The 12,121-nt window shown below is 74.0% G+C and carries 8 protein-coding genes; 6 read left to right on the plus strand and 2 right to left on the minus strand.

From position 1 onward, the window contains the following. Positions 1-28: 28 nt before the first annotated feature. Positions 29-1,528: a cellulase family glycosylhydrolase gene (locus HUT06_RS19450; RefSeq protein ID WP_176197040.1), complete on the minus strand. Its 1,500-nt coding sequence runs from the start codon at positions 1,526-1,528 to the stop codon at positions 29-31. 292 nt (positions 1,529-1,820) lie between these two features. On the opposite strand from HUT06_RS19450, the gene HUT06_RS19455 reads away from it, so the two are divergent. The 4 genes from HUT06_RS19455 to HUT06_RS19470 all read left to right on the plus strand — a co-directional run bounded on the left by HUT06_RS19455 (position 1,821) and on the right by HUT06_RS19470 (position 8,253). Beyond that, entirely contained in the window at positions 1,821-2,855 is a 1,035-nt protein-coding gene (locus tag HUT06_RS19455; RefSeq protein ID WP_176197041.1) for a LacI family DNA-binding transcriptional regulator, read from the plus strand. A 121-nt stretch (positions 2,856-2,976) separates the two neighbouring features. Beyond that, the gene (locus HUT06_RS19460) at positions 2,977-5,901 is read left to right on the plus strand and encodes a glycoside hydrolase family 48 protein (protein ID WP_254715273.1); all 2,925 of its coding nucleotides are present in this window, start codon (positions 2,977-2,979) and stop codon (positions 5,899-5,901) included. 274 nt (positions 5,902-6,175) lie between these two features. Then, positions 6,176-7,351: a DNA polymerase IV gene (gene dinB, locus HUT06_RS19465; RefSeq protein WP_217711346.1), complete on the plus strand. Its 1,176-nt coding sequence runs from the start codon at positions 6,176-6,178 to the stop codon at positions 7,349-7,351. A 101-nt stretch (positions 7,352-7,452) separates the two neighbouring features. Continuing rightward, positions 7,453-8,253 (plus strand): SAM-dependent methyltransferase, encoded by an 801-nt coding sequence (locus tag HUT06_RS19470; protein WP_176197044.1) that lies wholly within the window; start codon positions 7,453-7,455, stop codon positions 8,251-8,253. Here HUT06_RS19470 and HUT06_RS19475 read toward each other — a convergent pair. Further along, positions 8,222-9,034, minus strand: coding sequence for a hypothetical protein (locus HUT06_RS19475; RefSeq protein WP_176197045.1), 813 nt, complete (start codon positions 9,032-9,034; stop codon positions 8,222-8,224). The two genes, HUT06_RS19470 and HUT06_RS19475, sit on opposite strands and share 32 nt — an antisense overlap. A gap of 425 nt (positions 9,035-9,459) precedes the next feature. Between HUT06_RS19475 and HUT06_RS19480 the strand changes: the two genes are divergently transcribed. After that, entirely contained in the window at positions 9,460-11,274 is a 1,815-nt protein-coding gene (locus tag HUT06_RS19480) for a sensor histidine kinase (RefSeq protein WP_176197046.1), read from the plus strand. Beyond that, positions 11,265-11,939 (plus strand): response regulator transcription factor, encoded by a 675-nt coding sequence (locus HUT06_RS19485; RefSeq protein ID WP_176197047.1) that lies wholly within the window; start codon positions 11,265-11,267, stop codon positions 11,937-11,939. Before HUT06_RS19480 ends, HUT06_RS19485 begins: the two co-directional genes overlap by 10 nt. Positions 11,940-12,121: the final 182 nt, after the last annotated feature.

Here is a 12,121-nt window from a genome sequence, read left to right on the forward strand (position 1 = left end):
TTGGGGTGGGCGTGTTGCGGGCGGTGGGTCAGGGGGCGGACCGCAGGTGGTCGCGGAGCCCGGCTCCGTACGCGGTCGGGGTGCCGTCGTAGGAGCTGATCAGGGAGGGGCCGCTGGAGCAGTCCCAGGTGTTCCACGTCCAGCCCAGGTAGGACGCGGCGTGCGCGTCGAGCCAGGCCATCAGCGTGTCGACGTAGCCGTGGCCGCAGGTGTTCTCACCGATCTCGCCGGCGACGAGCGGCACCGCGGCGGCGACGGGCGCGAGCTGCCGCTCCCAGCAGGACGCGTCCGCGCAGTAGTTGAAGTTGTAGGAGTGCCAGGCCGCCGCGAGGTTGCCGGCCGGGTCGGACGGCTTCAGCGCGAGCCACTGCGACAGGTCGTTGGAGTAGCTGCTGCCCGCCACCATCACGACGTTCGCGGCGCCCGTGGAGCGGACGGCGTCGAGGAGGTCCTGCATGCCGGCGGCCTCGTAGGTCAGGCCGGTGCAGTCCGCGCCGCCGTCCCGCCAGCACTTCCACGACTGGGCGTAGTCCATGACCTGCAAGTTGTTCGGATACGGCTCGTTGAACAGGTCGAATACGACGGCCGTGTCGCCCTTGTAGGCGGCGGCGACCTGCCGCCAGAACTCGGGCGCGTATTCGGCGTCCGGCATCGGTTTCTGGCATTCGGCGGCGGCGGTGTCACAATGGTTGTCATTGCCGGTCCACAGCCCATGGCTCCAATGCAGCTCCAGAATGGGCGTGAGGCCGTTCTCTTCGAGAAGGCCGACGTAGTCGTGCACCGCGTTCCGGTACGCGGCGCCGCGGTGGGCCGGGTCGACGTTGTCCAGCCCCAGCCAGCAGTCGGAGTTCAGCGGCACCCGGACGGCGTTGGCGTTCCAGCCCCGGATGGCGGCGACCGAGGCCGCGTCCATCGGTCCGTCCCAGATGCCGTTGCCCTGGACGCAGGCGAACTCGCCGCCGGACCGGTTCACCCCGCGCAGCCGGACGGTGTTCCCGGAGGCGTCGGTGAAGGCGTTGCCGGTGACCTTCAGCTCCGGCGCCGGCCCGCCGGGCGGGGGAGTGGTGGGCGGCGTCGTCGGCGGGTCGGTCGGCCCGGTGCCGCCGTCGCAGGCCGTGCCGTTGACCTCGAAGCCGGTGGGGTCGGCGTTGGTGCCGCTGTAGGCGAACTGGGCTCCGGCCTGGACGGACGCGCCGGTCGCGAGGGAGCCGTTCCAGCTCTCGTTCTGAACGGTGACGGTCGCGCCGGACTGCGACCAGCGGCCGTTCCAGCCGTTCGCCAGCCGCTGGTTCCCCGTGTAGGAGTACGCCAGCGTCCAGCCGGTGACGCCCGGGCCGCGGTTGGTGATCGTGACGGCGGCCGTGAAGCCCGTGCCCCAGTCGTTGACGGTGTAGGCGACCTCGCAGGCGACGGCGGCACGGGCCGGCGTCGCGCCGAGCACGCCGCCGGCGGCGGCGAGCGAACCCGCCGCGCACAGCGCGCCGGTCAGGGCGGCCGCCGCGGCGGTGCGCGGGGAAGGCGATCTCATCGGAACTCGGCTTTCACGTCGGAACATTTCGCTTGGGAGCGCTCCCACTCCTGGACTGCGGTGAACGTAGAACGCGCCGGACGCGGTATGGAACCCCTGTTCCATTCCTTTCACGAATTTTCACGGCGGTTCGCGCGCGCGGTGAGGGGCGGGGGAGCCATTCCATGAATCCGGGTGGCCTGTGACCCTTGACACAATCGGCGTCCGACCGGATTCTTGGGAGCGCTCCCACTACTCCCGACCCGGTCCCACCCCCGCGAAGGCCCGGGAACCCCCGAAGGGAGTGCTCAGCGTGACCCTCACCCACCCCGAAGACCCCGCTCTTCCCGACCGGCCCCCGACCCTCGCCCACGTCGCCGAGCTCGCCGGCGTCTCGCCCGCGACCGCCTCCCGCGTGCTCAACGGCTCGGCCCGGGTCAGCCGGACGGCCCGCCTCCAGGTGGAGGCGGCCGTCGAGCGGCTCGGCTACGTCCGCCGCCGCGGCGGCTCCCCCGACCGGGAGTCCTCGGGCACGATCGCGGCCGTCGTGTGCGAGGACGCCTGCCGCGTCCTCGGCGACCCCTACTTCGCGCGCCTGCTGTGGGGCGTGCGGCGCGAGCTGGACGGCCGCGCGCCGCTCGTCGTGCTCATGGCCGGCCGGCCGGACGAGTGGCGCGCCACCACCGGCTACCTGCGCGGCGGCCGGGCCGAGGGCGTGCTGCTCGTCGGCGCCCGCCGCGACCAGGTCGCCCCGCTGGTGCAGGCCGCGGCCGGCGCCCCGGTGGTGCTGGCCGGGCGCCCCCTCGACGAGGTGGCACTGCCCTACGTCGACGTCGACAACCGCGGCGGCGCGCACGCCGCCGTCCGGCACCTGCTCACCACCGGCCGCCGCCGCATCGGCACGATCGCCGGGCCCGCCGACACGGGCGCGGCCGTCGACCGGCTGGCCGGCTACCGGCTCGCCGCCCGGGAGGCCGGGATGGGCGTCAACGGGCTGGTCTGCCAGGGCGACTTCGGCCGGCTGTCCGGCGAGCGCGCGATGCGCCGGCTGCTGGAGCGGCGGCCGGACGTCGACGCCGTGCTCGCCGCGTCCGACCAGATGGCGGTCGGCGCGCTCAGCGCGCTGCGCCGGGCCGGCCGGCGGGTGCCCGACGACGTCGCGGTCGTCGGCTTCGACGACGCGCCCGTCGCCCGGCAGGTGCGGCCCCGGCTCACCACCGTCCGGCAGCCCGCCGAGGACCTCGGCGCCCGGCTCGCGCGCGAGCTGCGCGCCTGCACCGGCGGCCGGCCGAACACCGAGCGCCGCGTGGTGCTGCGCACCAAGTTGATCATCCGGGAGTCCGGCTGACGGCCCCGGCCTGACGCGCCCGCCCCGCGAGGCGCGCCCCGTGAAGAGACGCCACCGCCGGAGTCCGCCGGCGGTGGAGCCCGGCATGCCCGCACGCCGGGCGACTCAGGAAGGAACAAAGGTGAGAAGACGGCAACGATGGCGCGCGTTCACGGCCGTGGGCGCGACGCTGACCCTGCTTTGCAGCGGCTTAGGCGTGCTGGCACCGGCGCACGCCGCGGCGGCCGCGTGCAAGGTCGTCTACAAGAAGAACGACTGGGGCAGCGGTTTCACGACCAGCATCGACATCACCAACCAGGGCGACGCGCTGAGCGGCTGGACGCTGAAGTACTCCTACGCGGGGAACCAGAAGCTGGCCGGCGGGTGGTCGGGCAAGTGGTCGCAGTCCGGCCAGGACGTCACCGTCCAGAACGAGAGCTGGAACGGGTCGCTGGCGTCCGGCGCGACCGTGAGCGTCGGCGCGCAGTTCACCTACAGCGGGACCAACACCGACCCGGCGTCGTTCACGCTCAACGGGACGCCCTGCAACGGCAGCACGTCCGCCCCGAAGGTGGCGCTGACCAGCCCGTCCGCCGGGGCCACCTACTCGGTGGGCGCCGCGGTGCCGCTCGCGGCGACCGCCACCGCCGGCACCGGCGCGACCGTCGCCAAGGTCGAGTTCTTCGACCAGGACGGCTCGCTCGGCGCCGCCGACACCACCGCCCCCTACTCGCTGGACTGGACGCCCTCCGCCGCCGGCGACTACTCGCTCTACGCCGAGGTGACCGACAGCGCCGGCGGCACGGCCGAGTCCGCGCCGGTCGGCATCACGGTCGCGGCCGAGGCGAGCGTCGTGGCCGCCCCGGCGACGCTGACCATCGCGCAGGGCTCCACGGCCACCTACGCGGTGAAGCTGTCGGAGGCGCCGTCCTCGAACGTCAGCGTCACGACCGCCCGCACCGCGGGCAACAGCGGCCTGTCGGTGACCGGCGGCGGCACGCTCACGTTCACGCCGCAGAACTGGTCCGCCGCGCAGAACGTGACGATCACGGCGGACGACTCCGGCACGGGCCAGGCGACGTTCACCTCGTCCGCGGCCGGCTACGCGGCGGCCACGGTCACCGCGACCGAGGTGGCCACCGGCGGCGACACCTACACCCAGCGGTTCCTCGACCAGTACAACAAGATCAAGGACCCGGCGAACGGCTACTTCAGCCCCGAGGGCATCCCGTACCACTCGGTGGAGACCTTCATGGTCGAGGCGCCCGACCACGGGCACGAGACCACGTCCGAGGCCTACAGCTACCTCATCTGGCTGGAGGCCATGTACGGCAAGGTCACGCAGAACTGGGACCCCTTCAACGCCTCGTGGGCGCTGATGGAGAAGTACATGATCCCGACCCACGCGGACCAGCCGACGAACTCCTTCTACAACGCCGCCAAGCCCGCCACCTACGCCGCCGAGCACCCCGAGGTCAGCGACTACCCGTCGCCGATCGACGGCAGCGTCCCGGTCGGGCAGGACCCGATCGCGAGCGAGCTGAAGTCCGCCTACGGCACCGACGACATCTACGGCATGCACTGGCTGCAGGACGTCGACAACGTGTACGGCTACGGCAACACGCCGGGCGGCGGCTGCGAGGAGGGCCCGGGCGCAGACGGCCCGTCCTACATCAACACCTACCAGCGCGGCGCCCAGGAGTCGGTGTTCGAGACCGTCCCGCAGCCGACGTGCGACAAGTTCGCGTTCGGCGGCACCAACGGCTACCTCGACCTGTTCATCAAGGACTCGTCCTACGCCGAGCAGTGGAAGTTCACCGACGCCCCGGACGCCGACGCGCGCGCCATCCAGGCCGCGTACTGGGCGAACACCTGGGCGGAGGACCAGGGCAAGGCCGGCGACGTCTCCGCCACCGTGGCCAAGGCCGGCAAGATGGGCGACTACCTGCGCTACTCGTTCTTCGACAAGTACTTCAAGAAGATCGGCGACTGCCACTCCGCCACGTCCTGCCCGGCCGGAACGGGCAAGGACAGCGAGCACTACCTGCTGTCCTGGTACTACGCCTGGGGCGGCGCCACCGACACGAGCGCCGGCTGGGCCTGGCGCATCGGCGACGGCGCCTCGCACTTCGGCTACCAGAACCCCCTGGCCGCCTACGCGCTGGTGAACGACGCAGCGCTCGCCCCCAAGGGCGCCACGGCCAAGGCCGACTGGGAGAAGAGCCTCACCCGGCAGCTGCAGCTCTACACGTGGCTGCAGTCCGCCGAGGGCGCGATCGCCGGCGGCGTCACCAACAGCTGGGAGGGCAGCTACAGCACCCCGCCGACCGGCCTCACCGAGTTCTTCGGCATGGCCTACGACTGGCAGCCCGTCTACCACGACCCGCCGAGCAACCAGTGGTTCGGCTTCCAGGCGTGGTCGATGGAGCGCGTCGCCGAGTACTACCAGGTCACCGGTGACGCGAACGCCAAGGCGATCCTCGACAAGTGGGTCTCCTGGGCGCTGTCGCAGACGACCGTCGACCCGTCCACGGGCAGCATCAAGATCCCGTCCACGCTCAAGTGGACCGGGCAGCCGGACGCGAACTGGTCGTCGGCCAGCGGCATGCCGCCGGCCAACACCGGCCTGCACGTCACCGTGCAGGACTACACCAGCGACGTCGGCGTGGCCGCCGCGTACGCCAAGACCCTGACGTACTACGCCGCCAAGTCCGGCGACGCCGACGCCAAGCAGGCCGCCAAGGACCTGCTCGACGCCATGTGGAAGCACACCGACGCCAAGGGCGTGTCGGTGCCGGAGACCCGGGCCGACTACAACCGCCTCACCGACCCGGTCTACGTCCCGTCCGGCTGGACGGGCACCATGCCGAACGGCGACCCGGTCAACTCCAACTCGACCTTCATCTCCATCCGTTCCTTCTACAAGAGCGACCCCGACTACCAGCGCGTCATGGCCTACGCCAACGGCGAGACCTCCACCGCGCCGACGTTCACCTACCACCGCTTCTGGGCTCAGGCGGACATCGCCTTGGCCATGGCCGACTACGGCCGCCTCTTCAACGAGTGATCAGCCAGTAGTCACCACTCGGGCCGGGGCCCGTGGCGGCCGGTGCCGCCACGGGCCCCTGCGCTCACTCGGGGCCCGCGCAACGGGTGCCCGTCGATGGTGACGGGGCCGAGCACCGGGGCGACGGGGGGCTTGGAGGCGTTGTCGGACGAATGCGGTGGAGCAAGGCGGAGCTTTCGGCTCCTTGCGGCCCAACATTTGTGACGCAGATCCCGGGGAGGGCGGGCGTTGAGGCGGCGTTGAGGCGGGGGCGGCGGCATGCGAACATATGTTCGTGTCCGGCCGCGCCTCGATCCTGCATGCCGACCTGGACGCGTTCTACGCGTCGGTCGAGCAGCGCGACGATCCGGCCCTGCGCGGGCGGCCGGTCATCGTCGGGACGGGCGTGGTGCTGGCCGCCAGTTACGAGGCCAAGGCGCACGGCGTGCGGACGGCGATGAGCGGCGGGCAGGCGCGGCGGCTCTGCCCCCGCGCGGTCGTGGTGCCGCCGCGGATGAGCGCCTACAGCGCGGCGAGCAAGGCGGTGTTCGCCCTCTTCCGGGCCACCACGCCGCTCGTCGAGGGGCTGTCGATCGACGAGGCGTTCCTCGACGCGGACGGGCTGCGCCGCGACCCCGCCGAGGTGGCCGCCCGGCTGCGGCGGGAGGTCGCCGAGGAGGTCGGGCTGCCGATCACGGTCGGGGTCGCCCGCACCAAGTTCCTCGCCAAGGTCGCCAGCGGCGTCGCCAAGCCCGACGGGCTGCTGGTGGTGCCGCCGGACGGCGAACTGGAGTTCCTGCGCCCGCTCCCGGTGCGCCGGCTGTGGGGCGTCGGCCCGGCGACCGCCGCCAAGCTGGCCGGGTACGGGGCGGCCACCGTGGGCGACGTGGCGGACATGCCCGAGTCCGCGTTGGTGGCGCTGCTCGGCCCGGGCGCGGGGCGGCACCTGCGCGCGCTGGCGCTCAACCGCGACCCCCGGCCGGTGCGGACGGGCGTGCGCCGCCGGTCCATGGGCGCGCAGCGCGCCCTCGGGCGGCGCCGCCGGTCGCCCGCGGAACTGGACGCCATGCTCGTCGGACTCGCCGACCGGCTCGGCGGGCGGCTGCGCAAGGCCCGGCGCGTCTGCCGGACCGTCACCCTCCGGCTGCGGTTCGGCGACTACGCCCGCGCCACCCGCTCGCACACGCTGGCGCAGGCGACCGCCGAGACCCCCGCGATCCTTGCGGCGGCGCGGGGGCTGCTCGCCGCCGCGGCGCCGCTGGTCGAGAGCCGGGGGCTGACCCTGATCGGCGTCTCGCTCGGGAACCTGCACGACGACCGGGCCGTCCAGCTCGCGCTGCCGTTCGACCAGGCCATGGCCGTGGACGGCGCGGTGGACGGCGTCCGGGAGCGGTTCGGCTCGTCCGCCATCACCCGCGCCGTGCTGCTGAACCGCGACCAGGGCGTGCAGGTCCCGCTGCTGCCCGACTAGGCCGGCTCAGCCGCCGCCGGGCCGTCTCACCCTGGGTTCCGGTGCGGGCACTCCGCGTTCCATGAGACGATCATTTGCCCGGGGATGAGCGGAGCTTTGCGATGGCCGATGAGAGGTGGACTCCCGCCGACGTGGATCTGGTCACGCCGAACACGGCGCGGATCTACGACTACCTGCTCGGCGGCAAGGACAATTACGCGGCGGACCGGGAGGTGGCCGAGCAGTTGCTCGCCGTCATCCCGGAGGCGCGGGCCGCGGCGCGGGAGAACCATGCCTTCATCGGCCGCGCGGTGCGGTACCTGGCGCGCGAGGGCGTCCGGCAGTTCATCGACATCGGCAGCAAGCTGCCCGCGCGCGGGAACGTCCACGAGGTCGCCGCGCAGGTCGCGCCCGACTCGACCGTCGTGTTCGCCGACGGCGACCCCGTGGTGCTGGCGCACGCCCGCGCGCTGCTCGCCCGGACGCGGCGGGCCGCGTTCGTCCCGTGCGACCCGAAGCGCCCGGAGGCCGTCGCCGACGACCCCGAGGTCCGCGCGCTCATCGACTTCGAGCGGCCGGTGGCGGTCGTGCTCGACCGCGTTCTGCACTTCATCCCGGACGCGGCCGAGGCCGCCGCCGCGCTGCGGCGCCTGCACGACGCCCTCGCCCCGGGCAGCCACCTGGTCTTCACGCACATCACGCAGGAGCCCGAGCCCGAGTCCGGCGGCGACGTCGGCCGGGTGTTCAAGCCGACCAGCGGCCACTTCTGGGGGCGCGGCCGGGCCGAGATCCTCGAGATCGTCTCGTGCTTCGACCTCGTGGAGCCCGGCCTGACCTTCACCCCGCTGTGGCGCCCCGACGGGCCGGGGAGCGCGCACCCCGAGCGCGCCTTCACCCTGGCGGGCGTGGGCCGGCGCCGCTGACCGCGAGGGCGCGCAGCCGGCGCCGCCACGCGGGCAGGCCGTCGCGCGCGGTGCGCCGGTGGACGCGCGCCGGGGCGGCGCCGGCGTCGTGCACCCAGCCCTGGTGGCTGCGGCCGGTGACCTCCAGCCGGACGAGCGGGAGGTAGGAGTCGGCGCGGATCCCCTCGTACCCGTGCCGGACGATGGAGTGGTAGATGTCCTCGGACACCACCAGCGCCAGCGGCGCGCGGGTGCGCCGCAGGGCGCTCTTCGCCTCCGCCGAGTCCAGCAGCCGGAAGGCGACGTCGAGGGCCTCGCCGAAATTGCCGTGCCCGTCGTTGTGCACCTCTCCGGCGTGCACCACCACCCGTACCCGAATTCGCCGGTCGCCGCCCGGCGTGATCGTCTGCGTCGAATTGTATTCGGCGAGCAGCGCGGACAGCAGCGGCACGACCGGGTGCAGCAGCAGCGTTTTCGGGACCTCGTCGAAAGGGCGCACCAGAACGAGGACGCCGTCGCCCCGGTCGACGTACTCCTCGCGGTGCCGCCGCCCGATTCCGGCGCGGTTGAACGCCTCCTCCAGCAGCCGGTACAGCGTGCGGCGCAGTTCGGCCTTCACTGGGTCGGTGCGCGCCGTCGAGGCCTCGATGTCCACCGCCAGGATCGCCCGGTACCGCGGCCGGACCCGCGCCCGGTCGGGGAACGGCACCACCGTCCCCGCCGCGCCGGCGGGCACCGGCGGCGCGGCCGCCGGCAGTCCGGCCCCCGGCCCCGCCTCGCGCACGGCCGTCGTCTGATCCATTTCCCCCGCGCCCCTTTCTCCCCGCGTCCCCCATTGCCCCCGCGAAACGATCCTGGCATTCCCCGCCCGCACCGGCAACCCAGTAGAACGCGGGCCGGCGGCGGTGTTTTCCCGGTGAATGTGAATTCCGTTCAGCCGGGCCGGATTCGGCTGGGGCCAGGGTCCGGACGCGGGGCCGTCCCGGGTCAAGGGAGGCGCGTCCCGAATCCTCCCGGGACGGCGGGACTCCGGTCCGCCAAGATCGGGACGAAAACACCGGAACGGCGCGCGCATCGATCGCATAACGCACCGTGACGGCGGCCCCCGGGCTCGGGGAGACTTCCGGTGCGGTCCCGCGGCGCGCCGCGGGATCCGGGAAAGCACGGGGCGGCGCCCCGTGGGTTTCCGGTGGCAGGACCCGCGCCCGAGGTCCGAGCATGGAGGGGATGGTCGTGGTCATTTCCGCACCGCGGCGGCGCAGATCGCCCCCGTGGTTCGGCGCGGAGACGAGGCGCGCCCTCGTCGCCGGGCCGGCGGTGGCGGGGCTCGCGCTGCCGGCCGGATGGCCGTACTGGCGGGACCATCCGGCCGCCGCCGCGATCACGCTGGCCGGCTGCGCCGCGATCGCCATGGCGGGGGTGCTGCTCGCGACCGGGGCGCGGACCCGCCGCACCGGGCTGCTGTTCGCGGCCGCGTCCGTCTGCTGGGCGGTCAACTGGGCGGCGAGCTGGGACGCCTCCATCGGCCCGATCCTGTCGCCGTACGCGCAGGCCACCTTCTACCTCGCGCTCGCCGTGGGCGTCCTGCTGTACCCCTCCGGGCGGCTGGAGTACCTGCCCGACCGGATCTGGACGGCCGCGGCGTGCGCGGTCCTGTGGGGCTGCCCGACCGCGCTGTGGACGACCTCGAAGCCGGAGTGGGCGGCGTTCCGCGGCGACTCGGTGTGGTGGCCCGCGCCGTTCCCGGACCTGGAGGTCTTCCGGGCCGTCCTGCGGGTCTCCGCGACCCTGTACGTCCTGCTGGCGGTGTCGCTCGCCGTCGTGCTGCTGCTGCGGCTGCCGCGGATGGGCCGGATGCGGCGGCTGCTCGCCCTCCCCGTCACCGTCGCCATCGGCTTCGTGGGCATCTCCGCCGCGCTGACGCAGCGGCCGATCATGGAGGACTCGATCCCGCTGGACGACCTGCTGCGGGTCTACGCCGTGCAGGGCGCGGTCGTCGTGCTGGTGCCGCTCACCCTGCTGGCGTCCGCGCTGCGGGTCCGCATCGCCGAGCTGACCGTCGCCGGCCGGATGCTCCGGCTGACCGCGCCGGTGTCGGTGGAGCGGGTCCGGGACGCGCTGCGCGACGTCCTGCACGACCCGACGCTGGAGCTGTGGTTCTGGGCGCCGGCGGAGCGGACCTACGTCGACACCGCCGGGCGCCCCGTCGACCCCGGCCCGCAGGAGGACGGCCCGGCGGAGGGCGGCCTCGACCGGGGCGGCGGGGACGCGGGGCGGTGGCGGCGCCGGGTCGAGGACGCGGCGGGCGAGCCGCTCGCGGTCGTGGAGCTCGGCGCGGTGCTGCGCGACCACGGCTCCCTGGTCGAGGCCGCGCTCGCCGCGGGCGGCCGGGCGCTGGAGACCGCGCGGCTGCAGGCGAGCGTGCACGCGGGCCTGGAGCAGGTCCGCGCCGCCTACCGCCGCCTCGTCCGGGCCGAGACCGCCGAGCGCGAGCGCCTCGCCCGCGACCTGCACGACGGCGCGCAGCAGCGGCTCCTCGCGCTCGGCGCGATGCTCGGCACGCTGGAGGCCGTCACGGGCGACCCGGTGGTGAAGGAGCACGCGCGGACGTGCCGCGAGCAGCTGGTGGCGGCCCTCGCCGAGCTGCGCGAGCTGGCCCGCGAGGTGCGGCCCGCGCTGCTGGTCCAGGACGGCATCGGGCCGGCGCTGGAGGTCGTCGCCGAGCGGGTCGGCGTGCGCGTCGAGCTGGACGTCACGACGCGCCGGTTCTCCCGGGAGGTCGAGTCCACGCTTTACTCCGTGCTGTGCGAGACGCTGTCGTACGCTGTGGACCGCGCGCACGCGACGCGGGTGCACGTCCGGGTGGACCACGCGGACGGCCGGGTGGCCGCGGAGCTGGTCTGCGACGGCGGCGGGCCCGGCGATCCCGCCGCCGACCTCGCCGGGCTGTCCGGCCGGATCGGGGCGCTGCGCGGCGCGGTGGAAGTCGGCGGCGGCCCCGGCGAGGGCACGACGGTGAGGATGGACGTGCCATGCGAGTAGCCGTGGCGGAGGACAGCGGGATCTTCCGGCAGGCGCTGGTCACCCTGCTCACCACGGTCGGCATCGAGGTGGTGGCGTCGGCGGGCTCCGGCGAGGAGCTGCTCGCCCGCGTCGCCGGCGACCCGCCCGACGTGGTGATCGTCGACCTGCACATGCCGCCGACGTTCACCAACGAGGGGGTCGTCGCGGCCCGCCGGCTGCTGGAGCGCCACCCCGGCATCGGCGTCCTCGTGCTGTCGGCGTTCAACGAGACCCCGCAGGCGATGGAGCTGTTCCGCGACCAGCCGCGCGGCGTCGGCTACCTGCTGAAGGACCACGTCACCGACGTCGACAGCCTGCGCTCGGCACTGGAGCGGGTGATGCGCGGCGAGGTCGTCATCGACCCGGACGTGGTGAGCCGGCTCGTCGAGGCCCGGCACCGCGAGGCGGAGCTGTCCCGGCTGTCGGGCCGGGAGCGGGAGGTCCTGGCGCTGATGGCGGAGGGGCACTCCAACGCGGGGATCGGCAAGCGGCTGCACCTGTCCGCGCGGACCGTGGAGGACCATGTCCGGGCGATCTTCACCAAGCTGAAGATCGCCTCGTCGGGCGGGGCGCCCGGCCCGCAGGACAGCAACAAGCGGGTGCTGGCCGTCCTCACCTGGCTGCGGACCGCGGAGACCCGCTGACCGGAGGCGGCCGCGCGCATCGATCGGGTAACGGAGCCTCCCGCTCGCCGTGCGCGGTGCGGGAAACTGGCCGCGGGAGCCGGGTCGCGCCGGGTGACCCGGTGGTGGCCCCCGCACGCCACCGGGCGCGCCGCGGGCTCCGCCGGGCGCCGCGTCCGGCCCGCTCCCATGCTCCCGGTGCC

It is taken from the genome of Actinomadura sp. NAK00032 (genome assembly GCF_013364275.1).
Lineage (GTDB): Bacteria > Actinomycetota > Actinomycetes > Streptosporangiales > Streptosporangiaceae > Spirillospora.

Excerpts from the sequence above, each read along its gene's own strand:
- HUT06_RS19470 (WP_176197044.1), top strand. The coding sequence starts at position 7,453 with ATGGCCGATGAGAGGTGGACTCCCGCCGACGTGGATCTGGTCACGCCG.
- HUT06_RS19480 (WP_176197046.1), top strand. The coding sequence starts at position 9,460 with ATGGTCGTGGTCATTTCCGCACCGCGGCGGCGCAGATCGCCCCCGTGG.
- HUT06_RS19485 (WP_176197047.1), top strand. The coding sequence starts at position 11,265 with ATGCGAGTAGCCGTGGCGGAGGACAGCGGGATCTTCCGGCAGGCGCTG.
- HUT06_RS19475 (WP_176197045.1), bottom strand. The coding sequence starts at position 9,034 with ATGGATCAGACGACGGCCGTGCGCGAGGCGGGGCCGGGGGCCGGACTG.
- HUT06_RS19450 (WP_176197040.1), bottom strand. The coding sequence starts at position 1,528 with ATGAGATCGCCTTCCCCGCGCACCGCCGCGGCGGCCGCCCTGACCGGC.